Raw genomic sequence first — 24,937 nt, forward strand, 5'->3', positions numbered from 1 at the left:
TCCTGTTGATCGGGCAGCGATGAGGGTCAGAAGCGGCTTTCGGGGATGATGATCACATCGCCCGGCGCCAGTTGCACATTGGCGCGGCTGTCGCCCTTTTTGAGCAGGTCGCCCAGACGCACCTGATATTCGCGCTGGTTACCCGTGGTCCGGTCATAGCGGACGAGCCGCGCCCGGTTACCCGCGGCATATTCCGACAGTCCGCCCACCGCGATCATCGCGTCGAGCAGCGTCATGTTCGCGCGATAGGGCAGCGAGGCCGGCTTTTCCGTCGCGCCGACCACCCGGATCTGCTGCGAATAGGTGCCGGAGAAATTGTTGACGATGACCGAAACCAGCGGATTCTCGATATATTGCGAGAGCTGGAGCTTGATGTCGTCGGCCAGCATGGCGGGCGTCTTGCCCACCGCCGGCATGTCCGTAATCAGCGGCGTGGTGATGCGTCCGTCGGGGCGCACCTGCACCTTTGCGCCCAGTTCCGGGTTGCGCCACACGAACACGGTCAGCTCGTCCAGCGGGCCGATCACATATTCCTCGCCCGGCCCTTCATTGGTCGAGACGAAGGAGGCGGGGGGCAGTTGCGCGCCGCCGGTGACGCCGCTGCTGCAACCGGCCAGCGCGGGCAATAATGCCGCCGCCAGCATGGTGGAGCCGATGCACCTGTTCACCATCACAACCAAACCCTTCCTCGCAAAGCCGCCTGCCAATCCGCCCCCGCGCCGGTTTCAACGGCAGGGATCGGGCACAAAGCGACGCTTCCGCTATGCCGCGAAAGGGTGAAGATAGCGTTAGGAACAGGAACCGGATCGGCACGGATCGCAAGGCCGGGCCATGTTACGCTGCACAATTGCCAGCAAAACGATAATCAAGGATCAGTCGAGGATATAGTCGCCATCGCCGGTCACAAGCATCTGGACCGCCGGTTCATGACCCAGGAAAGACGCGGGGCTGGCGCTCGCGCCATAAGCACCCGCCATGAAGATGGCGACCAGATCGCCCTCCTTCACCGGCGGCAGCAGCACCTGATCGGCCAGCCGGTCCAGCGGGGTGCACAGGCACCCCACGACGCTGACCGGCTGATCGGCGGCGGGCTGGCCAAAGCGGTTGGCGATGGCGACCGGATAGTTGCGGCGGACCACCGTGCCGAAATTGCCGCTGGCGGCGAGCTGGTGGTGCAGCCCCCCGTCGACGACCGCGAACGTCTCGCCATGGCTCTGCTTCACGTCGATGACGCGGGTGAGATAGACCCCCGCCTCCGCCACCAACCAGCGCCCCAGTTCCAGCGCGAAACGGCTGTCCGCCAATATCGCCCCCTCTCCCGCAATCGCCGCCCCGATCGCCTCGCCCAGCGCCGTGCCGATGGGCGCGATGTCGAGGGCGGTGTCGCCGGGGAAATAGGGCACGCCGAACCCGCCGCCCAGATTGACCAGCGGCGGGGCCGCGCCCACCGCGTCGGAGAGGCGGGCGGCCAGCGCCACCGTCTGCGCCTGCATGGCGATGATCGCCGCGCCGTCCAGCGACTGCGACCCGGCAAAGATATGCCAGCCGCGCCAGTCCGCGCCCGCGTCGATCATCGCACGGGCCAGGTCGGCGGCGCGGTCGGCATCGACGCCAAAAGGCTTGGCCCCGCCGCCCATCCGCATCCCCGACCCCTTCAGGTCGAAATCCGGGTTCACCCGCACGGCGACGCGCGGGGTGCGGCCCGTCCGCCCGGCCAGCGCCAGCAGCCGGCGCGCCTCCCCCTCGGACTCCAGATGGATGGTGACGCCCTGCTCCAGCGCCACGGCCAGTTCCGCATCGCGCTTGCCCGGCCCGGCAAAGCTGATGTGCGCCGGGTCCACCCCCGCCGCCAGCGCCCGGTCCAGCTCGCCCACCGACGCAATGTCGAACCCGTCGACCAGCCCGGCCATATGGCGCAGCAGCGGCGCGAACGGGTTCGCTTTCATCGCATAATGAATATCGCAGCGGTCGGGCAGCACGGCAGCCAGCGACGCCACCCGCGCGTCCAGCATCGCCGCATCATAGGCGAACAGCGGCGTGTCCCCCGCCTCGTCCGCCAGCGCGGCCGCACCCCGCCCCCCGATCAGCAGCATCCCCTCCTCCGCAGCATAGGCGGGCGGGATCGGCCCCATGGCCTTGGACTTCTGGGTCATGGCGTCACCATCTGGGCCAGCGCGACCCGGTCGAGCTTGCCATTGGGATTGCGGGGCAGATCGGCCAGCGCGACGATCTCGCGCGGCTGCATGAAATTGGGCAGGTCGCGGCGCAGCGATGCGTGCAGGGCGGCGATCACCTCGCTCTCCTCCCCCGTCGCGCGGATATAGAGGCGGATCGCCTGCCCCAGACGCGCGTCGGGCAGGCCCAGCGCGACCGCCTCCGCCACGCCGGGGACGGCGGCGGCGGCCTCCTCTATCTCCGTGGGGCTGATGCGGTTGCCCGCGCTCTTGATCATCGCATCGTCCCGCCCGACGAAATAGAGCAGCCCCTGCCCATCGCGCCGCACCGTGTCGCCGGACCAGACCGCCCTGCCGCCATGGGTGGAGGCCGGCGGCGCCGCGCGAAACCGCTCCGCCGTCCGCGCCGCGTCCCGCCAATATCCCTGCGCCACCAACGGCCCGCAATGCACCAGCTCGCCCGGCTCGTCTGCATCGGTCAGGCTGCCGTCGGGGCGCACGACCAATATCTCCGCATGGGGGATGGCGCGGCCCATGCTGTCGGGATGGCTGTCGATCAGCGCGGGTGGCAGATAGGTGGACCGGAACGCCTCCGTCAGGCCGTACATGGCATAAAGGTCGGCGTTGGCGAACCGCTCGCGCAGGCGGCGCACCATGGGCCGGGTCAGCGCCCCGCCGGAATTGGTGAGCCGCCGCAGTCCCGCCGCCGCATCCTGTGGCCATTCCACGTCCAGCAGTTGCACCCACAGCGGCGGCACCCCCGCCAGCGTTGTGATACCCTGCGCCCCCACCGCCTTCGCCACGTCGCGCGGCAGCAGATAGTCGAACGGCACCGCGCATCCGCCCGCCGCCCAAGTGGCGAAAAGCTGGTTCTGCCCATAATCGAAACTGAACGGCAGCACGCACAACGTCCGGTCGTCGGGCCGCATGTCCAGATAATCCGCCACCGCCGCCGCGCCCAGCGACAGGTTCGCATGGCTCAGCATGACGCCCTTGGGCCGCCCGGTGGAGCCGCTGGTGTAGAGTATCTCGCACACATCTGCGGGATCGGCGGCGGAGGGCGGCAGGCTCTTCGCCCCTTCGTCCACCATCGCCGCGCTGGCGACAGGCTCCTCGATCAGGACAGCGCCCGCCAAGTCGTCCGCCTCCAGCAACGCCGCCCGGCTCGCCTGCGTGATGAGCAGCGCCGCGCCGCTATCGTTCAGGATATGCGCCACCTGCGCCCGCTTGAGCAGCGGGTTGACCGGCACATAGACCAGCCCCGCCCGCGCCGCCGCCAGCGGCAGGATCGCGGCCAGCGCGCCCTTGGGCAGCCAGCTCGCCACCCGCTCGCCCGATTGCGCACAATGGGCGCGCAGCCATGCGGCAAGGCGGCCCGTGCACGACTCCAGCCCGGCATAGTCGATGGACTCCCCGCGCGGCAGGGCGATCGCCGGATCGGCGGACGCACCGGCCAGCGGCAGATGGTCGAGGGGGCGGCTGTCGGGGACCATGGCCTTGCCGTCTATTGGCAACCGTCGCTTTACGCAAATATCGTATCGTTTCCGCGCTTGTCCCGCCACAAAGCAGCGGCTAGGCGGGCATCCGCAACGAATCGGGGCATCTGTTTCATGTCAGATCACAGGCTTTCCGCAGACTCCGCCGTGCGATCGGTCCTTGCCGACGCGCTGGGCATCGCACCGGACCGCGTCGCCGCCTTCGACGCCGACACGCCCCTGTTCGGCGCCCTGCCGGAACTGGACAGCATGGCCGTCGCCACCGTCCTGACGGAGATGGAGGACCGCCTCGGCATCCTCATCGACGATGACGACATCGACGCGGAAACCTTTGAAACGCTGGGCAATCTGGTCGCCTTCGCGCAGGCTAAGCTGGACGCCGCCGGGGCGGAGTGACGCCGGCCTGAAAGCTATGGGCTGACGCACCTGAAAGCCATGGGCTGACGCAATGGTTCGCCCGCGTAGCCGGGTTGCCGGAGCAACGAACCGCCCTGGACTCGTCACCAGAGCAGGATGATTTTTCCGTGAACCGTCATTGCGAGCGCAGCAAGCCGAAGGCGGGCAATCTAACCTCATCCCCTTCTATCGAATGAAGTAGCCCACCACTTTCCAGCCGGACGACTGCTGCGCCAACACGATAGTCTCGACCGCGGCGGGCTTGTTCGCGAAAGTCGTGCGATATTCCAGCAGTTCATAGTGCCCCGTCGGCGCACCGGGCAGCGACGTTGCCTTGGTCACCTTGCCCAACGTGCGGGACAGGACGGCGCCCAGCGGCTTACGCACAGGTTCGATGACCGACGCCCAGCCCTGTGTCGTCACCTGCGACTGGAACAATGTCCCCGACGCCCGCCAGCTCCCACTCCAATCCCCCTTGTCCACCAACGCCAGCCATTGCGTGGCCGCGCGACCACTCGCCGCCGGGCCACTCGCCGTCGGGATCGCGGATGCGGGGGTAGCGGATGCCGGGGTGGAGGGTATGTCCTCGCCCCGACCGAAAGAAAACAGGGCGACAGCAATCAGGCAGAGCATCACTATTCCTCCCGCAAGCCATGCCGCGACATGGCCCGCGCCTTTGGGTTGACGGTGTGGCTCTGGCTGTTGCGGGGGCAGCGGCAAAGGCGCGACCCCCAAATCCATGGGTACAGGAAATTGGGGGTCTCCCCCCTCGGCCCGGCCGAGATGCCGCGCGGCCTCCCGGCTGCTGGAAACACCCAGTTTTCGGCGGGCGTCGCGCAGCCGTTCGTTGATGGTGTGGACGGACAGGTCGAGATGGCGGGCGATCGACTTAGCGTCATGCCCCGCCAGCAGCAGACGCAAGGTCGCCTTTTCCCGTTCGCTCAGTGCATCGACGCCTTCATCCATCGCCGCCATCCGTCGGGCCGCAAGCGCCCATCCCTATCCCCCGGCCCCTATCTTCGGCATGGCTGACGCGGGGCATGAGACTAGATCACGGCTTCCCGGCGACCTGTCAAACCGCACCCGCCCGATAGCGACAGGACAAGGGCTGGCCGAACGCGGTTTCGCGCCCGACCTCCCATCTCACTCCGCCGCGACAGCCTCGAAATCCGCTTCCGCCAGAAACCGCTCGGCGTCCAGCGCCGCCATGCAGCCCATGCCCGCCGCCGTCACCGCCTGGCGATAGATTTTGTCCGTCACGTCGCCCGCCGCGAACACGCCGGGGATGGCGGTGCGGCTCGTGCCCTTCTCGACCACCAGATAGCCGTCATCCAGTTCCAGCTTGTCCACGAACAATTCCGTCGCGGGCTTGTGGCCGATGGCGACGAAGGCGCCGTCCGTCGGCACATGGCTCTTCTCGCCCGTCACCGTGTCGATCAGGTCGACACCGACCAGACCCTCCGGGTTGCCGCCGCCCACGAACCGCTCGATGCCCTTGTTCCACAGCACCTTGATCTTGGGATGGGCGAACAGCCGCTCCTGAAGGATCTTCTCCGCGCGCAGGCTGTCACGGCGATGGATCAGCGTCACGTCATGGCTGTGGTTGGTGAGGTACAGGGCCTCCTCCACCGCCGTGTTGCCGCCGCCGATCACCACCACCTTCTTGCCGCGATAGAAGAAACCGTCGCAGGTCGCGCAGGCGGATACGCCCTTGCCCTGCAACAGGCTCTCGCTCTCCAGCCCCAGCCACTTGGCCTGCGCGCCGGTGGAGATCACCAGCGTATCCGCAACATAGATTGTGCCGCCGTCACCCTTCAGCCGGAACGGACGCTCGGACAGGTCCACATCGACGATTTGGTCGTACAGCATCTGCGCGCCGACATGCTCGGCCTGCGCCTGCATCTGCTCCATCAGCCACGGTCCCTGGATCACGTCGCGAAAGCCGGGGTAATTCTCCACGTCGGTCGTGATCGTCAACTGCCCGCCTGGCTGCATACCCTGCACCACGATCGGCGCCATCCCCGCGCGCGCGGCATAAATGGCGGCGCTCAGGCCAGCGGGGCCGGAACCGAGGATCAGCATACGTGTCGAATGGGTAGCAGTCATAAGAGGCCCTTAATGCGATTCTGGTCGCTACATAGGGATTGCATACGCATACGCAAATACCCGTATGGGGGGTTAATCGAGGACGCTGGGCAGGGATTCGAAGCCCCGGCGCAATGTTTCGCCCCATTGCGCCGAAATGCGGCCGAATTCCTCATCGTCGGGATAGATGCGGCGGCGCAGGCGAAAGGACAGGTCGTCCTTGGAGATCACCGTCAGGTCCAGCGGCATGCCGACCGACAGGTTGGACCGCAGCGTCGAATCCATCGACACGCACACCGCCTTGGCCGCATCCTCCAGCGACGTGTCGGGGTGGATGATCCGGTCCAGGATCGGCTTGCCATATTTATGCTCGCCAATCTGGAAAAAGGGCGTGTCCGCCGTCGCCTCGATGAAATTGCCGTCGCTGTAGATCAGGTAGAGGCGCAGCTTGCCGTTTTTGCGCTGGCCGCACAGGATCATGTTGGATGACAGGCTGGTGCTGGCCATGCCCAGCTTCTGTTGCATCCGCGACTGGACGGATTTCATCGTGTCGCCCACGATCTGCGCGGCGCGGTGCAGCGTCCGGCAGTTGAGGATCGTTTCGCACTCGACCCCCTCCAGATTATCCTTGATCGCGCGCGACAGGGTCGTCTTGACCTCCTGCGTCACGGACAGGTTGCCCGAACACATGATGGCGACCGCACGCTCGCCCGGACTTTCATAGGTGAAGGTTTTGCGGAAGCGCCCGATATTGTCGACGCCCGCGTTGGTGCGTGTGTCCGACAGCAATACGAGGCCCGCATTGACCCGAACGGCAACACAGTAAGTCACGATATTTTTCCCTGCCCCCCGGCTCAGCGATTCGCGGACAATGGCATTATTGCCGTACGATTGCCATCATTGCTGCTGCGACTGCGCCTGCTTCTGGGACAGGATCGGCGCGGTGGCGACCTGTACATCCACGTTCATGCCGATCCCGCCGGTCAGCGCCGCGACCCCGCGCAGCGGCGCGGAATCGAACGCATCCACGCCCCAGGACAGGCGGACATACTGGTCCGTGACGCAGATTTTGCGCGTGGGATCGAAACCGACCCACCCCAGCCCCTCGACAAAGGCTTCGGCCCAGCCATGGCTCTGGCCGATCTCCTCCGCGTCCATCTCGCCCTCCTCGTCATAAACGTAACCGGCGACATAGCGGGTCGGCACGCCCATTTCCCGCGCGGCGGCGATGAAGACATGGGCAAAGTCCTGGCAAACGCCGCCCCCCATTTCCAGCGCCTGCGCGGCGGTGGTGGCGCTGTCCGTGCTGTCCTTGCGATAGCGCATCCGGCCATGGACGATGTGCGACAGATTGTGCAGGCTGGCCAGCGGCCCGTCCGTCGTCCGCGCCTCCGCCGCCATCTCGACCAGCGCGCCGTCCGCCTTGGTGAAATCGCCCTGCCGCAGGAAGATGCGCGGGCTGGCCGCCTCGTCGGGAAAGCCGATAATGCCGGCGCGGTCGGCCGTCTCCACGATGCCCTCCGCGACCACCACCGCCTCGCTGATCCGCTGGCCGGTCCGCCACAGGGCTTCGGGCACGCCATAGCTGTTGGCGGTGAAATTCTCGACCGGCTCGCCGTTCACGCTGATGCGCCAGTCCTCGATCCGCTGGACCGGGCTGTCCATCGGTTTAAGCCGCAGCCGCATCGTCGCGCCCAGCGCGGTGCCCTCGTAGGAATAGCGGGTTTCGTGGCGGATGCACAGGCGCATGGACGGGGTTTCCTAGGCGAAATGATAGGCTTCGGCGATTTCGCTGCCGAGGCGGTTGCTGTCCGACAGGGTCCGCTGGACCGTCTCGTGCAGACCATGGCGAAAGATGTCGCCGCTGGTCTTGGCCGCCAGGCCGCTCACCATCGCCTCCACACTGTCATGACATTCGCGCCGCTGTCCATGCCATTGCGCCAGCCGCCCCAACCGGTACGACAACTGGTCGTAGCAATAGAGGACGCTGCGCGGGAAGCGCCGGTTGAGCATCAGGAAATCGGTGATCTGCCAGGGCGAATAGACCCCGCCATAGACATGGTGATAGGCCCGGTTGCCGGACAGGGCATACAGCACCGACTGCCATTGATAATGGTCGCGATTGCCGCCCACTACGTCCGTCTCCGGCAGCAGCACATAATATTTCACGTCCAGCAGCCGCAGCACCGACTGCGCCCGCTCCAGCGCGCAACCCGCGCGGATGAAGTCGTGCCGCTCGTCGCGCAGGTGGCCACTTTCGGTCGCCCCGCGAAAGATCATCGCGCGCTGCTTCACCCAGTCGAGGATGGTGGCTAGCTGCGCCCGCGCCTGCGGCACGTCATAGCTTTCCAGGTTGCGCCATCCCTCGTTCAACGCCTCCCACATGTCCTGCGTCAGGGCGGTGCGGACGGACTTGCCGTTCGCCCGCGCCTTCATCAGGCAGGACCGGATCGACACCGGATTGTCCCCGTTCAGGACCAGATGCTCGACCACGTCGCTCTCGCGGATCACGGCGTCCTTGTCGAACAGATGCTGGCTGCCGGTCACGCGGATGATCGACTTCCACTCCTCCCGGTGGTGCGCGCCGGGCAGGATCGCCATGCGCTGGCCCATGGTGATGAGCCGCGCCGTGGCCTCCGCCCGCTCCAGATAGCGCGCCAGCCAGAAGAGATTTTCGGCAGTCCGGCTCAGCATGGGTGCGTCCTTTCCTCAGACGTCTTGTCGATCGGTCCCCTCATATCTGAAGCACCCATGTATCCTTGACGCCGCCCCCCTGGCTAGAATTGACGACCAGCGACCCCTCGGTCAGCGCGACCCGCGTCAGCCCGCCGGGCACCAGCCGCAACTGCGTGCCGACCAGGCAATAGGGCCGGAAGTCCACATGCCGCTCCACGATCCCCGCCTCGCCCAGCGTGGGCACGGTGGACAGGGCCAGCGTCGGCTGCGCGATGAACTCGGACGGGTTGGCGCGGATGCGGTGGGCATAGGCCTCCACCTCCGCCTTCGTCGCCTTCGGCCCGATCAGCATCCCATAGCCACCCGACCCATGCACTTCCTTGGCCACCAATTCATGCAGGTTTTCCAGGACATAGGCACATTCGTCCGGCTTGGCGCAATTCCAGGTCGGGATATTCTCCAGGATCGCGCTCTCCCCCAGGTAGAAGCGGATCATGTCCGGCACATAGGTGTAGATGGCCTTGTCGTCCGCCACCCCCGCACCCGGCGCGGAGCACAGCGTCACCCCGCCCCGCCGATAGGCGTCGAACAGGCCCGGCACGCCCAGCAGGCTGTCGGGACGGAACACCAGCGGGTCGATATAATCATCGTCGATCCGGCGATAGATCACGTCCACCCGGCGCGGGCCATAGGTCGTCTTCATATAGACGAGGCCGTCGTCGGCATAGAGGTCCGCCGGCTCGACCAGTTCCACACCCATCAGGTCGGCCAGAAAGCTATGCTCATAATAGGCGCTGTTGAGCGAGCCGGGCGTCAGCACGACCACGACCGGATCGTCCTTGCACGCGGGCGGCGCCACTTCCTTCAGGCTTTTCAGCAGGTCGTCGGGATAATGGTCGACCGGCGCCACCATCCCCTGATTGAACAGGTCGGGGAACATGCGCGTCATGATCTCCCGGTTCTCCAGCATATAGGAGACACCCGACGGCGTGCGGCAATTATCCTCCAGCACCTGGAACTTGTCCGGCCCGGTCCGCACGATGTCCACGCCCACGATATGGCTGTACACCCGGCCCGGCGGCGTAAAGCCCGCCATCTCCGGCTTGTAGGCGGCGTTCTTGTAGATGATGTCGGCCGGCATGATGCCCGCACGGATGATCTCGCCGCGATGATAGACGTCGTAGAGAAAGGCGTTGAGCGCCCGCGCCCGTTGCCGGATACCCGCCTCCAGCGTGCGCCATTCCAGCGCGGTGAAGATGCGGGGCAGCAGGTCGAAGGGGATCAGCCGTTCGGGGTCGCCCCCCTCGCCATAGACGGCAAAGGTTATGCCGATCTTGCGGAATATCGCCTCCGCTTCCTCCAGGCGGCGGTTAAGCCCGCCTATGCCGGTTTGCTCGACCCAATGCTGGACCGGCGCATAACATTCCCGCACCGATCCGTTGCGGTCCAGCATCTCGTAAAACGCCATTCAGACCGCTATGCCCCCGTTTGTTTGTGCATTGCAGCATAGTGCGCTCGATTCGCGGAAATGCAAGGGGAAAAGTTCGTCTTTCAGGGGCGCAAGATCAGATTTAGTGACAGTTGTGCGACAGCTACAACGCTTTCAAGCGGTTGCGGATATTGGGGCAATGGAAATCCGTTCGCCCTGTTCCTGTCGAAGGGCGGTGCTGCTTCCTGTGGCACCGCGCTTCAAAGGCCGTACAGCCTTTCGATACGCTCCGGGCGGACGGAGCATGAGGAGCCATCGGACTCTCGTCTCTTATCCTCGCAAACCTGCCGCCCCCGACCACCAGCCTTGACCCCGCGACCCATGATGTGCAAAACAGTCGCGCAATGATTGACATGTTCCACCTACTGCGGACAGCGCGACTTACACGCCCTTAGGCGTGCGATACCGGCTGCGCCTGCCCCTTCGAACGGGCGCGCACCATCCGCCTAAGGGACCAGTTCACCGCTTATCGTCAATCGCGACAGCGCAGGACATCTCCATTCCGCGTCGCCTTGCAGAAGATCCATTGCCATGATGCTCACTGACCCCAGCCGCAAATACCGGCCCTTCCCGCAGGTCGACCTGCCCGACCGCCAATGGCCCAGCCGCACCATCACCACGCCGCCACGCTGGCTGTCCACCGACATGCGCGACGGCAATCAGGCGTTGATCGACCCCATGGATACGGAGAAGAAGACCCGCTTCTTCGAATTGCTGACCCGTGTCGGCATCAAGGAGATTGAGGTCGGCTTTCCCTCCGCCGGGGCGACGGAGTTCGACTTCATCTCTGGGCTGGTGCAGGGTGACAAGATCCCCGACGACGTCATCATCCAGGTGCTGACGCAGGCCCGCCGCGACCTGATCGAGAAAAGCTTCCAGAGCCTTGTCGGCGCGAAGCAGGCCATCGTCCATGTCTATAACGCCGTGTCGCCCGCGTGGCGCCGCATCGTGTTCCAGATGGACCGGCCCCAGATCAAGCAGATCGCGATCGACGCGGCCAAGATCATCCGGGACGAGGCGGCCAGGCAGCCCAACACCGACTGGCATTTCGAATATTCGCCGGAAACCTTCTCCACCGCGGAGCTGGATTTCAGCCTGGAGTGCTGCGAGGCGGTGATGGATATTCTCCAGCCGACGACCGACAAGCCGCTGATCCTGAACCTGCCCGCGACGGTGGAGGCGGCGACGCCGAACATCTACGCCGACCAGATCGAATGGTTCGGCCGCCATATTCGCGACCGGGACAAGGTCGTTCTGTCGCTGCATCCGCATAACGACCGGGGCACCGGCGTGGCGGCGGCGGAGCTGGGCCTGATGGCGGGCGGCGACCGGGTGGAGGGTTGCCTGTTCGGCAATGGCGAGCGTACCGGCAACTGCGACATCGTGACCGTGGCGCTGAACATGTACACACAGGGCGTCTCGCCGGGCCTCGATTTCTCGAACATCGACGAAATCGTGCAGACCGTGACCTATTGCAACAACCTGCCCGTGCATCCGCGCCATCCCTATGCGGGCGAACTGGTGTTCACCGCCTTCTCCGGCAGCCATCAGGACGCCATCAAGAAGGGCTTCGCCGCGCAGGAGGAGCGCAACGACGAGCTGTGGGACGTGCCCTATCTGCCCATCGACCCGGCGGACATCGGCTGTTCCTACGAGGCGGTGATCCGCGTCAATTCGCAGTCCGGCAAGGGCGGCGTGGCGTGGGTGTTGCAGCAGGACAAGGGGCTGAAGCTGCCCAAGCGTATGCAGGCCGATTTCAGCCGCGTGGTGCAGGGGCTGGCCGACGACAGCAGCCGCGAACTGCACGCCGCCGACATCTGGGGCGCGTTCCAGAGCTTTTATCATCTGGGCGCGGACCAGCCCTACAAGCTGCTCGACTATCAGGAGAGCGGCCCCGCCGGGAACCGTGTGTTCGTGGGCAAGGTGGCGCTGAATGGGGAGGAGCGGACCGTGTCCGGCAGGGGCAACGGCCTGATCTCCTCCGTGCTGGATGCGCTGCGCGAGGGGATGGGCGTGGACCTCAGCGTCGTGGACTATAGCGAACATGCCGTCGGCGCGGGCAGCGACGCCAACGCCGCCGCCTATGTCGAATGTCGCACGGCGGACGGTCGCACGGTGTTCGGCGTGGGTCTGGACGCGGATGTCGCGACCGCGTCGGTGCAGGCGATCCTGTCCGCCGCCAACGGCCTGCATCGCTCATAATATCATTATATAACAATATGATATGATTGAAATTCGGCTGCGCCGGGCCTCCGGCGCAGCCAAATCGAAAACAGCCTTTTGATTGGTCATGTTGAAATCTCCGGAACGAAGGAGGCAGGCAATGCGCATCCATCGGGCGTGGTTCGTCCTCGCCATCACCTTCGTCGCCCTGCTGGTGACGGCGGGCCTGCGCTCCGCCCCCGGCGTGATGATCCGCCCGCTGGAACTCTCCATGGGCTGGGACCGCGCGACCATCTCGCTCAGCGTCGCCATCGGCATCCTCTTCTACGGCCTGACCGGCCCGTTCAGCGCGGCACTGACCAACCGCATCGGCCTGAAACCCACGATGCTCGGCGGCCTCGTCCTCATGGCCTGCGCGACTTTCGCCAGCCGCTGGATGACGGAGCCGTGGCAGTTCGTGCTGAGCTGGGGCATCGTCGCGGGCGTCGGGTCGGGCGCGGTCGCGCCGGTACTGGCTGCAACCGTCGTCAACCGCTGGTTCGCCCAGCATCGCGGCCTCGCCATGGGCGTGTTGAGCGCCAGCACGGCGACCGGCGCGCTCGTCTTCCTGCCGCTCTTCGCCTGGCTGGCGGGCGACGTGGCGTGGCGTAATGTCGCGCTGGCCGTCAGCATCGCCGCGCTCGCCATCATCCCCATCGTCTGGCTGCTGATGCCCGAAGACCCGCGCTCCGTCGGCCTAACCCGCTTGGGCGAGGAAGCTCTGCCCACCCCCGCAACGCCGGAACCGGCCACCCGCCCCGGCGCGATCGCGACACTGCGCCTCGCGGTCGTCGAGCCGATGTTCTGGCTGCTGGCAGGCACCTTCTTCGTCTGCGGCCTCACCACCAACGGGCTGATCGGCACGCACCTCATCGCCTATTGCGGCGACATCGGCATCGCCTCCGTCGCGGCGGCGGGCATGTTGTCGATGATGGGCCTGCTCGACATCGTCGGCACCACCGCATCGGGCTGGCTGACCGACCGCTACGACCCGCGCAAGCTGCTGTGCATCTATTATGGCCTGCGCGGCCTCTCGCTGATCGCGCTGCCCTTCGCCGGGCAGGATGCGCAGTTCCTGACGATCTTCGCGATATTCTATGGTCTCGACTGGATCGCAACCGTGCCGCCCACCGTGGCGCTGGCCAGCCGCACCTTCGGCGACCGGCTCGCCCCCATCGTCTTCGGCTGGATCATGGTCGCGCATCAACTGGGCGCGGCGACGGCCGCCTTTGGCGCGGGCGTCATCCGCAGCGAGACGGGCAGCTATATCTATGCCTTCCTGCTGGCGGGAGCGTTCGGATTGCTGGCCGCCTTTGCGATCATCTCCCTGGCGCGGACCGGGCGGCGGGCGGCAGTCGCCTGAAAGCGCCAGGTCACATCTCCCTCCCGCTCAATCACAGCCATATCCTCCGCACCCGCAGCCCCATAGCGCGCGGCCAAAAGGTACGGGCGGTCCACCGTCCCGACTTCCCAATGGCCGGGATGTGCCGCGAAAGCTGCCGCTACCGCCGCCACCCCGACGGCCATCGTCAAATTTCGACCTGGCTACCCAGTTCGACCACGCGGTTGGTGGGCAGGCGGAAGAACTCCATCGCGCTTTCCGCGTTGCGCAGCATCCAGGCGAAGATCTTCTCCCGCCAAATCGCCATGCCCGGCCGGGCCGAGGGCAGCAGCGTCTGCCGTGCGAGGAAGAAGCTCGTTTCCATCATCTTGAACGTCTGGCCACAACCCTGCACCCGGCTCAGCGCGTCGGGGACGTTCGCCTCCTCCATGAAGCCATAGGTCAGGACGAGGCGGAAGAAACCATGGCCCAAGTCGTCGATCTTGTACCGCTTCTCCTCGGGCACCACCGGCACGTCCGCGATGTTCACGGTCAGCAGCACGACTCGGTCGTGCAACACCTTGTTGTGCTTGAGGTTGTGGAGCAGCGCATGCGGCACGCCGTCGGACGCGGACGTCATGAAGATCGCCGTACCCGCAACCCGCACCGCGCTGTTGGCGGCGGAGGCGACGAAGACCGGGATCGGCATGGCAGATTCGCGCAGCCGATCCTGCATCAGCTTGCGGCCCCGCGCCCAGGTGGTCAGCAGGGTGAAGGCGATGAAGCCGATCAGCAGCGGGAACCAGCCGCCGTCCGGCACCTTGGTCAGATTCGACGCCAGATAGGCCCCGTCGACCAGATAGAAGACGACCAGCAACGGGATGGAGACCCAGCGCGGCCATTTCCACAGGTGTAGCAGCAGCACGGTCAGCAGCACATTGTCGATGAACATCGCGCCCGTCACCGCAATGCCATAGGCGGCGGTCAGGTTCGACGATGTCTGGAAGGTCAACACCAGCAGGATCACCATCACCATCAACCCCCAGTTGATGAGCGGGATATAGATCTGCCCCACGGTCGACGCGCTGGTATGCGCGATGCGCAGGCGCGGCATGAAGCCGAGCTGGATCGCCTGCTGCGTCACGGAGAAGGCGCCGGAAATCACCGCCTGCGACGCAATGATCGCCGCCATCGTCGCCAGACCGACCAGCGGCAGCCGCATCGTTTCAGGCGCCAGATTGTAGAAGGGGCTGGCCAGCGCCGCCGGATCGCGGATCAGCAGTGCACCCTGCCCCATATAGTTCAGGATCAGCGCGGGCAGCACGAAGAATATCCACGCCACACGGATGGGGATGCGCCCAAAATGCCCCATGTCGGCGTAGAGCGCCTCCGCGCCCGTCACCGCCAGCACGACCGAACCCAGCGCCAGAAAGGCCGCCACGGGCGAGGTCGCAAAGAAGTGGAACGCCCAATAGGGATTCAGCGCGTTGAGCACATAGGGCGTCTGGAGGATACTCAGCACGCCCAGCACCGCGATAGTGGTGAAATAGAGCAGCATGACCGGGCCGAACATGCGCGCCACCAGATTGGTGCCCGCCCGCTGGATCGAGAAAAGGAAAACGAGGATGCCCAGCGCGACCGGCACCACGACCCCGGCAAAGGCGGGGTTGACGATCTCCAGCCCCTCGACCGCCGACAGGACGGAAACCGCCGGGGTAATCATGCTGTCGCCATAAAAAAGCGATGTCGCGAACACGCCCAGCAGGACGATGCCCGCGCTCCAGCGGCGCGGTCCTGCGCTGTTGCGGTTGATGAGCGCCAGCAGCGCGAAGCTGCCCCCCTCGCCCTTGTTGTCCGCGCGCATGATGATGCTGACATATTTCAGCGTCACCACCAGCATCATCGACCAGAACATCAGGCTGATGACGCCCAATATGTGCGGCAGGTCGAGAGCCAGCGGGTGATGGCCCGCAAAGGTTTCGCGAAAGGCGTAGAGGGGGCTGGTGCCGATGTCCCCGAACACGATGCCAATGGCGCCAATGGCCAGTTTCAGCAGGGCGTCCTGTGGATGGCCATGATGGCCAAGGGACGGGTCGTGGCCGGTCGCTCCGGCATTGCCGGATGCGCCCTCAGTCTGGCCCGCGTCACTGCTCATGCATGCCGTTCCGTTCCGACGAAATCGCGGGGAAAACTGCCCGATACCGGCGCCCGTCCTTCGCCGTTGCGGCGCCGCCTAGCATGGCGCGATGGGCGGTGCAACAGCGCTGGAAACGGGCGAGAGTCCGCCCGGTTCCCGCATTGGATCAGGGAGGGGGATCAGGGCGTGGGGGCCGCCGCCCCGCCGCCTTGCGCCGCCAGCAGTCTGTCGATGGCCGCGAGATTGCTTTCCAGCTCCACCCGGAACGGCGACCCCACCGGCAGGCTCGCCGCCAGTTCGCCCCATATCGCCCGCGCCGGCTCCAGCTTGCCCGCCCGCGCAAGCGCCAGACCATAGAAGAACCGCGGCGACGGCGCAGCGGGGGCGAGACGCAGCGCCTGCCGATAGGCATAGTCCGCCGCCGGGGACAACACATCCTCGCCATGCAGCATCAACGCATTGCCCAGGCCGACCCACAGGTTCGCGTCTTTCGGGTCGCTGCGCACTGCCGCGCTCAACAGATTGACCGATCCCTGCGTATCGCCCTGCCGCGCCAGCGCGTCGGACAGCACGAACCATTTGGTCGCGCCGCTGACCCGCTCGCCCATGGCGCGGCGGCGCTGGGCCATGCCCTCGTCGAAATGCACGGTGCGCGCGGCCTTCGCCGTCACGGGCGCACCGGCAAGCCCCGGTCGCCCCTGCCAGGCATACCCCGCAAGGCCGATGAGCAGCACGGTCGCCACCGGTTCCCACCCACCCTTGCCGATGCGCGCGAACAGGCTGATGCCGATGGCGACCAGCAGCGCCAAGCCACCAGCGATGAACAGGCCGGTCATGGGCGCTTTCTCCGCTTCAATCGCGTGCCGACCAACGTCCCGCCGACCAGCAGCAGCACGACCGGCGCGGCCCATAGCGGCCAGAGCACCGGGTCAGCGGTGGGGGTATAGCTGATCCAGTTGCCATAACGCTCGATCAGCCAGCGCCGAATCGCCTCCGGCTCCTCGCCCGCCTTGATCCGGGTGCGGATTTCGGACCGCAGGTCGCTCGCCATGCTGGCATTGCTGTCCGCGATGGACTGGCTCTGGCAGGTGACGCAACGGATGGTGAGCATGAAGTCCCGCGCCTTCGCCTCCAGCGCCGGGTCTTCCAGTTGCGTATCGGCATAGGGCGCAGGCGGCAGGGCGGTCTGCGCGACGGCGCTCACCGGCGACAAAGCCAGAACTGGGGCCAAAATGGGGGCCAGCATAGAAGCCAGCATGACAGGGAACGACAGCCGCCGCGTCATTGCGCCGCCTCGGCCAGCTTCTGCCGGATCACCGCGATATGCTCAGGCCTGATCTCGCCGATATGCTGGTAGCGGATGATCCCCTTGCCATCGACCACGAAGCTCTCCGGTACGCCCGACGACCCCAGCGACAATTGCAGCGCGGACCGGGCGTCGAGGCCGATGCGCCCATAGGGATTGCCCCAGCGTTTCAGGAATCCGTCGACATCCTCCCGCGCGTCGCGGATCGCCACGCCGTCGATGGTGACGCCCTGCCGCGCCAGTTCCACCAGTTGCGGCGATTCGGCCGCACAGGGCACGCACCAGCTGGCGAATATGTTCAGCAGGCGGGGCTTGCCCGTCTTCAGGTCGGCAGTGGACAGGCCCGGCCGGTCGCTCGCCCCCGCGGGTAGGGTGAAGGCGGGCAGAGCCTTGCCCAACATCCCGCTGTGTATCTGCCGATCGTCCGGCTGGAACAGTCCGCTGGCGAACAGGCCGATGAAGATGACGAACAGGCCCAGCGGCGCCCAGAGCAACCACGACCTCATGCATAGGACTCCGCTTGCCCACGGCGACGCAGACGCCGCCAGCCGCGCCCCCAGCGCCCGATGATCGACAGCACGCCGCCCAGCCCGATCAGGCCGCCACCGGCCCAGATCAGCGTCACGAACGGCTTCCACCAGATGCGCAACTGCCAGCGGCCATCATCCAGCGAATCGCCCAGCACCACATAAAGCTGCCCATTCCAGCGGGTCAGCAACGCGGATTCGGTGGTGTTGGTCGGCGGTTCTGCAAAGAAGCGGGCCTGCGGACGGATTTCCTGCACCTTGCCCGTTCCTTGCGACACGTCGAAGCGGCCCTCCATCGCGGTCCAGTTGGGACCGGCCACCGGCTGCACGCTGGTAAAGCGCACGGTCCATCCGGCGGTACGGATCACATCGCCGGGACGGGCCGCGACCAGCTTCTCCACGCTGAACGCGCTCTCCGACGCCATCCCCGCCAGACTGACCGCGCAGCCGAGATGCGCCAGCACCATGCCATAGGTGAACAAAGGCGTCCGGCGCAGGTTGCGGCCCCACAGCGGCGCAAGGCTCGCCACGCCGACCAGCGCCGCCGCGACCAGACCCAGCAACGGCAATATCCCGATCCATCCCCCCGCCCATGCGAGGACCGTCGCCAGCACCGCCACCGCGACCAGCGCGGGCACCGCCACCCGCCTCGCCACCGAACGCAGCGTATCGCGGCGCCAGCGCGTGACCGGCCCGATCGCCAGCACGACCATCAGGCCCAGCGCGATCGGCCCGGCGACGCTGTTAAAATAGGGCGGGCCGACCGAAACCTTCGTCCCCAGCGCCTCCGTCAACAACGGATAGAGCGTGCCGATCAGCACAAGGCCGAGGAGGACGGACAGCAGCAGGTTGTTGATGACCAGCATCGCCTCCCGGCTCACCGCCTCGAAACGATTGCCCTCCCGCACCGCGCCGACGCGCAGCGCGAACAGGGCCAGCGCCCCACCGATATAGAGGGCCAGCAGGATCAGGATGAAACTGCCGCGCCGGGGGTCGACGGCAAAGGCGTGCACGCTGGTCAATATGCCCGACCGCACCAGGAAGGTGCCGACCATCGACATGGAGAAAGCGACCACCGCCAGCATCACCGTCCAGGCGCGCAGGCCATCGCGGGTCGCCAGCACGCTGACGCTGTGAAGCAGCGCGGTCGCCGCCAGCCATGGCATCAGCGACGCATTTTCAACCGGATCCCAGAACCACCAGCCGCCCCAGCCCAGTTCATAATAGGCCCAGTAACTGCCCGCCGTGATGCCCAGCGTCAGCATCACCCACGCGCCCAGCACCCAGGGCCGCATCGCGCGGGCAAAGGCGGCGTCCACCTGCCGCGTCACCAGCGCACCGACCGCAAAGGAGAAGGCGACCGACAGGCCGACATAGCCCAGGTAGAGCGTCGGCGGATGGAAGGCCAGGCCGGGGTCTTGCAAGAGCGGGTTCAGCCCCTGCCCGTCCGCCGCCGCCGGATCGAGCCGGGCGAAGGGGTTGGAGGCGAACAGCAGGAAGGCATAGAAGCCCAGCGAAATCAGCGCCTGCGCGCCCAATGTGGCGATATGGGTGTCGCGGGCCAGCGACCGTTCGAACAGGGCGATGCCCATGCCGGCCAGTCCCATGACCATGACCCACAGCAGCATAGAGCCTTCATGATTGCCCCATGTCCCGGCGAACTTGTACAGCCAGGGCTTCATCGAATGGCTGTTCTGCGCGACCAGCGCGACCGACATGTCGGAGCGCAGGAACAGCAGCATCAACATCAGGAAGGCAAAGCCGGTCAGCAGGCCCTGCGTCACCGCGACGGGGCGCACCAGCCGGACGAGGTCGGTCTCCGCCCGCGCGATCCCCGCCCAGGCGGCGACCAGTTGCAGCGCGGCCAGCGCGGCGGCGAGCCACAGCGCGGCAAGTCCGGTTTCAGCGATCATTGCGGCTTCTGTTCGATCTTGTGGGTCTCTTCGTCATATTTCATGCCCTCCAGTTCGCGGGGCATGTAATTTTCGTCATGCTTGGCCAGAATTTCCGTCGCCTCGAACGTCCCGTCGGGACGCAGCGCCCCGTCCGCGACCACGCCCGAGCCCTCGCGGAACAGGTCGGGGGTGACACCGGCATAGGCGACGGGCAAAGACCCCTTGCCGTCGCTCACCTCGAACCGGATGTTGATCCCGTCACTGGCGCGCTTCACGCTGCCCTTGACCACCATGCCGCCCAGCCGAAAGGCAGTGCCCGGCGCCACGGCCTTGGCCCGCGCCTCGCTGGGGGTGTAGAAATACGCGGCCTGATCCTTCAGCGCCGACATGGCGAGCAGCACCGCACCGATCAGCGCGACGATGGCGACGCTGACCAGGATCAGCCGTTGATGCTTGCCCTTCATCGGGCCACCTGCACGAATGCCCACCTCAGTCACGCTCCCGCCGCAGGGCGTCGGCGCGCGCCTCCGCCGTGCGCGCCTTGCGCCAGGACCACAGGCTGACGGCCACGGTCCCGAACAGCGTCAGGCCATAGGCCGCGATCACGAAAGGCCAGGCGTTCATCTCTCTCCTATCCCCGCGCTGCTGTCAGCCGCGCGCCATGCGGCGCAGGCGGGCCTCTATGCGGTTGTTCGCCAATATCGCCCGCATCTGGAGGATGACAATGGCCATGAACCACAATGTAAATCCGGTCACGGTCAGGCCCAGCGGCCACAACATGCTGGGCGCGATGCTGGACCCGGAAAAGCCGATGCTCGGTGCCTGATGCAAGCTGTTCCACCACACCACCGAACCCTTGATGATCGGGATGTTGATGGCGCCCACGATGCCATAGATGGCCGTCACCCGGCTCACCCCGCCCTGCTCGCCGGACTTCGCGCTGGCGGAGGCAAGGGCGATATAGCCGAGATAGAGGAAAAGGAGGACGAGCATGGAGGTCATGCGCCCGTCCCACTGCCACCATGTCCCCCATGTCGGGCGCCCCCAGATGGAGCCGGTGGCCAGACATAGCGCCGTGAACAACGCGCCCGGCACCGCCACCGCGCGCGCGGCGACCGCCGCCAGCGGATGCCGCCATACGATCTGCATCACGCCGCACAGTGCGATCCCGGTCCAGCCCCCCATGCCCAGCCAGGCCGTCGGCACATGGATATAGAGGATGCGGAAACTGTCGCCCTGGAGATAGTCGGCGGGCGCGAGGAACAACCCCGCCGCCGATCCGCCGAGAATCAGCGCGATCCCGATCCAGAACAGCCAGGGCGCCAGCGGGCGGGCCACGCCCAGAAAGCGCGTCGGATTGGCATAAGCGTGCATCGCGCCGCTCATACTGCCATGCGCCCGCTTATGCCAGCCGCCTTTACACCCGCTTTACGCAGCGGCCATAAGCGCCCGACCGGGGTCCGAACGCGCTGAAAGCCCAGCTATCATCGGCAAAATTTCGTTTTTTATTACAATGGGGCGACAAAGCGTCCGTTCATCCCTATATGCGCGATCACACGGGCGGTGTTGCCGCCCATCCCAAAAATATGACGGGCGCTCCTAAACGATGCTCACAACCCATCCGTTCGACGATGACAAGTTGCGCGAGGAATGCGGCGTATTCGGTGTTCACGGAGCCGAGGGTGCCTCGGCCATCGTGGCGCTTGGCCTCCATGCCCTCCAGCATCGCGGTCAGGAAGCCGCCGGCATCACCAGCTATGACGGCAAGGATTTCCACACCCATCGGGCGATGGGCCATGTGGCGGGCAATTTCGACCGCGACGACGTGATTCGCGCGCTGGGCGGCGATGTGGCCTGCGGCCATGTCCGCTACTCCACCACGGGCGAGACGGCGCTGCGCAACGTGCAGCCGCTCTATGCCGACCTGTCGTCGGGCGGCTTCGCTATCGCACACAACGGCAATATCTCCAACGCCGCCACGCTGCGGCGCGAACTGGTGCGCCGCGGGTCGATCTTCCAGTCGACCAGCGATACAGAGGTCATCATCCACCTCGTCGCCACGTCCAACTACCGGACGCTGCTCGACCGCTTCATCGACGCGCTGAAGCGGGTGGAGGGCGCCTACTCCCTGATCTGCATGACGCGCGAGGGCATGATCGCCTGCCGCGACCCGCTGGGCATCCGCCCGCTGGTCATGGGCCGGCTGGGCGAATCGGTGATCTTCGCGTCGGAGACGGTGGCGCTCGACGTGGTTGGCGCGGACTTCATCCGCAGCGTCGATCCGGGCGAGTTGATCGTCGTGACCAGCGGCAACGAGATCCGCTCGCACCGCCCGTTCGGGGACCATCATCCCCGCCCGTGCATCTTCGAGCATGTCTATTTCTCGCGCCCCGATTCGATCGTGGACGGCACCAGCATCTATTCGGTGCGCAAGGCGATTGGCGCGCAGCTCGCCATCGAAAATCCGGTGCAGGCCGATCTGGTCATCCCGGTGCCCGATTCGGGCGTCCCTGCCGCCATCGGCTATGCCCAGCAATCGGGCATACCGTTCGAACTGGGCATCATCCGTTCGCACTATGTCGGCCGCACCTTCATCCAGCCGGGTGACAAGGTCCGCCACTTGGGCGTGAAGCTCAAGCATAACGCCAACCGCGCGCTTATTCAGGGCAAGAGCATCGTCCTGATCGACGACAGCATCGTGCGCGGCACCACCAGCCTCAAGATCGTGCAGATGATGCGCGATGCGGGCGCCCGCGAAGTGCATATGCGCATCGCCAGCCCGCCGACACGGCACAGCTGCTTCTATGGCGTCGACACGCCGGAACGCGAAAAGCTGCTCGCGCACAAGCTCGACATCGAGGGGATGCGTAACTTCATCCACGCCGACAGCCTGGACTTCGTGTCCATCGACGGTCTGTACAAGGCGCTGGGCGAGCAGCAGCGGGCCGACATCCGGCCGCAATATTGCGACGCCTGCTTCACCGGCGACTATCCGACCCGCCTGACCGACCTCGACGACCATGACACGGGCGACCAGCTTGCCCTGCTGGCCGAACGGGTCGTCTGACGCGCACCTAAACTTCCGGGACCATCATGGCTGACATATCTTCCCCTGCCCCGGCGACCGCCGGGGCGCTTTCCGGTCGCCTCGCCCTCGTGACGGGCGCCAGCCGGGGCATCGGCGCGGCGACGGCCAAGGCGCTGGCGGCGGCGGGGGCGCATGTCATCCTCGTCGCGCGCACCAGCGGCGGGCTGGAAGCGGTGGAGGAGGAAATCCACGCTGCCGGTGGCCATGCCACCATCGCGCCGCTCGACCTGGTCGATGGCGAGAGCATCGGGCGGCTGGCGCAGGCGATCGCGGGTCGCTGGAACGCGCTCGACATATTGGTGCTGAACGCGGCGATGCTCGGCACGCTGGCCGCAGTGCCCGCTGTCGACGCCAAGGAATTTTCGCGCGTCATGACGTTGAACGTGCTGGCGCAGCAGGCGCTGGTCGCCGCGTTCGATCCACTGCTGCGCGCCAGCCCGGACGCCCGCGTCATCGCCCTGACCACCGGGGTCGCCGCCGCTCCGCGCGCCTATTGGGGTGCCTATGGCGCGTCCAAGGCGGCGCTGGAGGTGCTGGTGAGCGCCTATGGGCAAGAGGTCGCGAAAATCTCCCGCATCCGCACCCATATCGTGAACCCCGGCGCCACCCGCACGGCCATGCGGGCCAAGGCTTATCCGGGCGAAGACCCCAAGACGGTCAAGGAGCCGGAGAGCGTGGCCACTACGCTGCTCGACCTCGTCACGGCGGACCATCCCGACGGCTATCGGCTCGATCTGGCGAAGTAGCCCTGCCTGTCCGTCATCCCGGACTTGATCCGGGGTGACGAAATTGCCTGTCCCAAAACCGTCCTGCTGTGCGCGATTCCCGACCCTACCGCCGGACCAGCGTCACCTGATGCGTGTCGATCCCGCCGCCCCGGAATCCGCCCTCGCAATATATGAGGTAGAAGCGCCACAGCTTCACAAATGGCTCGTCAAAGGCATGGGGCAGCTTGCCCGCCATGATCGCGGCGTCGAACCGTTCCCGCCATTCCAGCAGAGTGCGGGCATAATCCTGCCCCATCGACCGTTCATCCCGCCATTCGAATCCCGCCGCCTCCGCCAGCGCACGAAACCGGTCCCGCGCGATCAGGCAGCCGCCGGGGAAGATATAGGTTTGGATGAAGTCCGCGCTGCCCGCATAGCTGTCGAAGATCGCATCGTCGATGCTGATGAACTGGATCGCCGCCCGCCCGCCGGGCGCCAGCAGGCCATGGAGGGTGGCCAGATATTCCGGCCATTGAGCCTGCCCGATCGCCTCCACCATCTCCACGCTGGCGATGGCGTCATAGGGACCATGATCGAAATCGCGATAATCGGCGAGGTGGATCGCCGCCCGGTCCGCAACGTCCGCCTCCGCCAGCCGCGCATCCGCCCAGCCCTTCTGCTCGGTGGACAGGGTCAGCCCGTCATAGCGCAACTCCGGGCACCGCTCCGCCGCGCGCAGAGCCAGCGAACCCCAGCCACATCCCACTTCCAGCAGCCGCTGCCCGGCGGACAGGTCCAGCCGATCCAGCATCGCGTCGATCTTGGCCGCCTGCGCGTCCTCCAGCGCGATCCCCGGACGCGCATACAGCGCGCTCGAATAGGTCATGCTCCGGTCGAGCCACAGCGCATAGAAGGCGTTGCCGAGGTCATAATGATAGGCGATGTTCCGCCGCGCGCCCTTGCGGCTGTTGCGGTTCAGCCCATGCCACAGGCGGATCGCCAGCCTCGGCAGACCGCGCGCCCGCGCCGTCCCGCCCAGCGTCCGCGCATTGGCCATGAACAACGCGAACAGCGGCACCGGGTCGGGGCTGCTCCATTCGCCCTTCACCCAGGCGCGGTACCACCCCACCGACCCGGACAGAGCCAGCCGGGCCAGCGCGCGCCAGCTATGCAGATGCACCACGCAGGCCGGTCCTTCCGCACGGCCACCCAACAAACGGACGCACCCGTCGGGCAGATGCCCCTCCAGACTGCCCGTCGCCAGCCCCGCGTCGATCCGGTCGAGCAGCTCGTGGAAGAGGCGCACGGGCAGCCGGGCCATCAGGCTGGCGCCCGTCCGGGCGAACAGCGAGTCCACGGCATGCAGCCGCGGCGCGGCGCGGGGACCGGGTGCGTTCATAGGACGGGACTATGACTCATGGGGGACGGCCTGTCCAAT

Annotated in this window: 23 protein-coding genes; 5 read left to right on the top strand and 18 right to left on the bottom strand. The window is 66.3% G+C overall.

The features are described from left to right. Window positions 1–26: 26 nt before the first annotated feature. The 3 genes from LWE61_RS12560 to LWE61_RS12570 all read right to left on the bottom strand — a co-directional run bounded on the left by LWE61_RS12560 (window position 27) and on the right by LWE61_RS12570 (window position 3,667). A complete protein-coding gene (locus LWE61_RS12560; protein WP_234150460.1) occupies window positions 27–671 on the bottom strand; it encodes an XrtA/PEP-CTERM system exopolysaccharide export protein in 645 nt (214 codons plus the stop codon). A gap of 201 nt (window positions 672–872) precedes the next feature. Next, window positions 873–2,153 (bottom strand): pyridoxal-dependent decarboxylase, exosortase A system-associated, encoded by a 1,281-nt coding sequence (locus LWE61_RS12565; protein ID WP_234150462.1) that lies wholly within the window; start codon window positions 2,151–2,153, stop codon window positions 873–875. Beyond that, on the bottom strand, window positions 2,150–3,667 hold the full coding sequence (locus LWE61_RS12570; RefSeq protein ID WP_234150463.1) for an acyl-CoA ligase (AMP-forming), exosortase A system-associated: 1,518 nt from the start codon (window positions 3,665–3,667) through the stop codon (window positions 2,150–2,152). Before LWE61_RS12570 ends, LWE61_RS12565 begins: the two co-directional genes overlap by 4 nt. Window positions 3,668–3,784: 117 nt before the next feature. Here LWE61_RS12570 and LWE61_RS12575 point away from each other — a divergent pair, with 117 nt between their 5' ends. Further along, a complete protein-coding gene (locus LWE61_RS12575; protein ID WP_234150465.1) occupies window positions 3,785–4,066 on the top strand; it encodes an acyl carrier protein in 282 nt (93 codons plus the stop codon). Window positions 4,067–4,252: 186 nt separating this feature from the next. On the opposite strand, the gene LWE61_RS12580 is transcribed toward LWE61_RS12575, so the two are convergent. The 6 genes from LWE61_RS12580 to LWE61_RS12605 all read right to left on the bottom strand — a co-directional run bounded on the left by LWE61_RS12580 (window position 4,253) and on the right by LWE61_RS12605 (window position 10,295). Beyond that, on the bottom strand, window positions 4,253–5,032 hold the full coding sequence (locus LWE61_RS12580) for a helix-turn-helix domain-containing protein (RefSeq protein ID WP_234150467.1): 780 nt from the start codon (window positions 5,030–5,032) through the stop codon (window positions 4,253–4,255). Window positions 5,033–5,209: 177 nt separating this feature from the next. Beyond that, window positions 5,210–6,172 (bottom strand): thioredoxin-disulfide reductase, encoded by a 963-nt coding sequence (gene trxB, locus LWE61_RS12585; protein ID WP_234150469.1) that lies wholly within the window; start codon window positions 6,170–6,172, stop codon window positions 5,210–5,212. Between the two features lie 72 nt (window positions 6,173–6,244). Continuing rightward, entirely contained in the window at window positions 6,245–6,982 is a 738-nt protein-coding gene (locus LWE61_RS12590; RefSeq protein ID WP_234150471.1) for a peptidase, read from the bottom strand. A 66-nt stretch (window positions 6,983–7,048) separates the two neighbouring features. Beyond that, complete coding sequence (locus tag LWE61_RS12595; RefSeq protein ID WP_234150473.1) at window positions 7,049–7,900, bottom strand: transglutaminase family protein; 852 nt, start codon at window positions 7,898–7,900, stop codon at window positions 7,049–7,051. A gap of 12 nt (window positions 7,901–7,912) precedes the next feature. After that, window positions 7,913–8,845: an alpha-E domain-containing protein gene (locus LWE61_RS12600; RefSeq protein ID WP_234150475.1), complete on the bottom strand. Its 933-nt coding sequence runs from the start codon at window positions 8,843–8,845 to the stop codon at window positions 7,913–7,915. Between the two features lie 40 nt (window positions 8,846–8,885). Next, window positions 8,886–10,295 (bottom strand): circularly permuted type 2 ATP-grasp protein, encoded by a 1,410-nt coding sequence (locus LWE61_RS12605; RefSeq protein ID WP_234150477.1) that lies wholly within the window; start codon window positions 10,293–10,295, stop codon window positions 8,886–8,888. Window positions 10,296–10,847: 552 nt separating this feature from the next. Between LWE61_RS12605 and leuA the strand changes: the two genes are divergently transcribed. Both leuA and LWE61_RS12615 read left to right on the top strand, forming a co-directional pair. Continuing rightward, window positions 10,848–12,518 (top strand): 2-isopropylmalate synthase, encoded by a 1,671-nt coding sequence (gene leuA, locus LWE61_RS12610; RefSeq protein ID WP_234150479.1) that lies wholly within the window; start codon window positions 10,848–10,850, stop codon window positions 12,516–12,518. Window positions 12,519–12,639: 121 nt separating this feature from the next. Continuing rightward, window positions 12,640–13,881, top strand: coding sequence for an MFS transporter (locus LWE61_RS12615; RefSeq protein ID WP_234150480.1), 1,242 nt, complete (start codon window positions 12,640–12,642; stop codon window positions 13,879–13,881). Between the two features lie 166 nt (window positions 13,882–14,047). Here LWE61_RS12615 and LWE61_RS12620 read toward each other — a convergent pair whose 3' ends face one another. From LWE61_RS12620 to ccmC, 8 genes are all read right to left on the bottom strand, one after another. After that, window positions 14,048–15,994 (bottom strand): potassium transporter Kup, encoded by a 1,947-nt coding sequence (locus tag LWE61_RS12620; RefSeq protein WP_234150482.1) that lies wholly within the window; start codon window positions 15,992–15,994, stop codon window positions 14,048–14,050. Between the two features lie 161 nt (window positions 15,995–16,155). Next, window positions 16,156–16,812, bottom strand: coding sequence for a tetratricopeptide repeat protein (locus tag LWE61_RS12625; protein WP_234150483.1), 657 nt, complete (start codon window positions 16,810–16,812; stop codon window positions 16,156–16,158). Further along, a complete protein-coding gene (locus LWE61_RS12630; protein WP_234150484.1) occupies window positions 16,809–17,222 on the bottom strand; it encodes a cytochrome c-type biogenesis protein in 414 nt (137 codons plus the stop codon). The genes LWE61_RS12625 and LWE61_RS12630 overlap by 4 nt, the downstream gene beginning before the upstream one ends. A gap of 35 nt (window positions 17,223–17,257) precedes the next feature. Then, entirely contained in the window at window positions 17,258–17,788 is a 531-nt protein-coding gene (locus tag LWE61_RS12635; RefSeq protein ID WP_234150485.1) for a DsbE family thiol:disulfide interchange protein, read from the bottom strand. After that, entirely contained in the window at window positions 17,785–19,722 is a 1,938-nt protein-coding gene (locus tag LWE61_RS12640) for a heme lyase CcmF/NrfE family subunit (protein WP_234150486.1), read from the bottom strand. The genes LWE61_RS12635 and LWE61_RS12640 overlap by 4 nt, the downstream gene beginning before the upstream one ends. Next, a complete protein-coding gene (gene ccmE, locus LWE61_RS12645) occupies window positions 19,719–20,168 on the bottom strand; it encodes a cytochrome c maturation protein CcmE (RefSeq protein WP_234150815.1) in 450 nt (149 codons plus the stop codon). Before ccmE ends, LWE61_RS12640 begins: the two co-directional genes overlap by 4 nt. A gap of 25 nt (window positions 20,169–20,193) precedes the next feature. Next, window positions 20,194–20,328, bottom strand: coding sequence for a heme exporter protein CcmD (gene ccmD / locus LWE61_RS12650; RefSeq protein ID WP_234150487.1), 135 nt, complete (start codon window positions 20,326–20,328; stop codon window positions 20,194–20,196). A 24-nt stretch (window positions 20,329–20,352) separates the two neighbouring features. After that, entirely contained in the window at window positions 20,353–21,078 is a 726-nt protein-coding gene (ccmC, locus tag LWE61_RS12655; RefSeq protein ID WP_234150488.1) for a heme ABC transporter permease CcmC, read from the bottom strand. Between the two features lie 232 nt (window positions 21,079–21,310). On the opposite strand from ccmC, the gene purF reads away from it, so the two are divergent. Together purF and LWE61_RS12665 are read left to right on the top strand one after the other, a co-directional pair. Further along, a complete protein-coding gene (purF, locus tag LWE61_RS12660) occupies window positions 21,311–22,771 on the top strand; it encodes an amidophosphoribosyltransferase (protein WP_234150490.1) in 1,461 nt (486 codons plus the stop codon). A gap of 26 nt (window positions 22,772–22,797) precedes the next feature. After that, window positions 22,798–23,538 carry an SDR family NAD(P)-dependent oxidoreductase gene (locus LWE61_RS12665; RefSeq protein ID WP_234150492.1) on the top strand — a complete coding sequence of 247 codons (741 nt, stop codon included), beginning with the start codon at window positions 22,798–22,800 and terminating at the stop codon, window positions 23,536–23,538. 85 nt (window positions 23,539–23,623) lie between these two features. Here the strand turns inward: LWE61_RS12665 and LWE61_RS12670 are convergent, their stop codons facing one another. After that, the gene (locus LWE61_RS12670; RefSeq protein WP_407696231.1) at window positions 23,624–24,898 is read right to left on the bottom strand and encodes a class I SAM-dependent methyltransferase; all 1,275 of its coding nucleotides are present in this window, start codon (window positions 24,896–24,898) and stop codon (window positions 23,624–23,626) included. Window positions 24,899–24,937 lie beyond the last annotated feature (39 nt).

The organism is Sphingobium sufflavum, assembly GCF_021403115.1.
Classification (GTDB): domain Bacteria; phylum Pseudomonadota; class Alphaproteobacteria; order Sphingomonadales; family Sphingomonadaceae; genus Sphingobium; species Sphingobium sufflavum.

Coding starts and splice junctions, on each gene's coding strand:
- purF (WP_234150490.1), top strand. CDS start 21,311: ATGCTCACAACCCATCCGTTCGACGATGACAAGTTGCGCGAGGAATGC.
- LWE61_RS12600 (WP_234150475.1), bottom strand. CDS start 8,845: ATGCTGAGCCGGACTGCCGAAAATCTCTTCTGGCTGGCGCGCTATCTG.
- trxB (WP_234150469.1), bottom strand. CDS start 6,172: ATGACTGCTACCCATTCGACACGTATGCTGATCCTCGGTTCCGGCCCC.
- LWE61_RS12670 (WP_407696231.1), bottom strand. CDS start 24,898: ATGAACGCACCCGGTCCCCGCGCCGCGCCGCGGCTGCATGCCGTGGAC.
- LWE61_RS12595 (WP_234150473.1), bottom strand. CDS start 7,900: ATGCGCCTGTGCATCCGCCACGAAACCCGCTATTCCTACGAGGGCACC.
- LWE61_RS12575 (WP_234150465.1), top strand. CDS start 3,785: ATGTCAGATCACAGGCTTTCCGCAGACTCCGCCGTGCGATCGGTCCTT.
- LWE61_RS12580 (WP_234150467.1), bottom strand. CDS start 5,032: ATGGATGAAGGCGTCGATGCACTGAGCGAACGGGAAAAGGCGACCTTG.
- ccmC (WP_234150488.1), bottom strand. CDS start 21,078: ATGCACGCTTATGCCAATCCGACGCGCTTTCTGGGCGTGGCCCGCCCG.
- LWE61_RS12560 (WP_234150460.1), bottom strand. CDS start 671: ATGGTGAACAGGTGCATCGGCTCCACCATGCTGGCGGCGGCATTATTG.
- LWE61_RS12640 (WP_234150486.1), bottom strand. CDS start 19,722: ATGATCGCTGAAACCGGACTTGCCGCGCTGTGGCTCGCCGCCGCGCTG.
- LWE61_RS12665 (WP_234150492.1), top strand. CDS start 22,798: ATGGCTGACATATCTTCCCCTGCCCCGGCGACCGCCGGGGCGCTTTCC.
- ccmD (WP_234150487.1), bottom strand. CDS start 20,328: ATGAACGCCTGGCCTTTCGTGATCGCGGCCTATGGCCTGACGCTGTTC.
- LWE61_RS12615 (WP_234150480.1), top strand. CDS start 12,640: ATGCGCATCCATCGGGCGTGGTTCGTCCTCGCCATCACCTTCGTCGCC.
- ccmE (WP_234150815.1), bottom strand. CDS start 20,168: ATGAAGGGCAAGCATCAACGGCTGATCCTGGTCAGCGTCGCCATCGTC.
- LWE61_RS12565 (WP_234150462.1), bottom strand. CDS start 2,153: ATGACCCAGAAGTCCAAGGCCATGGGGCCGATCCCGCCCGCCTATGCT.
- LWE61_RS12625 (WP_234150483.1), bottom strand. CDS start 16,812: ATGACCGGCCTGTTCATCGCTGGTGGCTTGGCGCTGCTGGTCGCCATC.
- leuA (WP_234150479.1), top strand. CDS start 10,848: ATGATGCTCACTGACCCCAGCCGCAAATACCGGCCCTTCCCGCAGGTC.
- LWE61_RS12605 (WP_234150477.1), bottom strand. CDS start 10,295: ATGGCGTTTTACGAGATGCTGGACCGCAACGGATCGGTGCGGGAATGT.
- LWE61_RS12620 (WP_234150482.1), bottom strand. CDS start 15,994: ATGAGCAGTGACGCGGGCCAGACTGAGGGCGCATCCGGCAATGCCGGA.
- LWE61_RS12630 (WP_234150484.1), bottom strand. CDS start 17,222: ATGCTGGCCCCCATTTTGGCCCCAGTTCTGGCTTTGTCGCCGGTGAGC.
- LWE61_RS12570 (WP_234150463.1), bottom strand. CDS start 3,667: ATGGTCCCCGACAGCCGCCCCCTCGACCATCTGCCGCTGGCCGGTGCG.
- LWE61_RS12635 (WP_234150485.1), bottom strand. CDS start 17,788: ATGAGGTCGTGGTTGCTCTGGGCGCCGCTGGGCCTGTTCGTCATCTTC.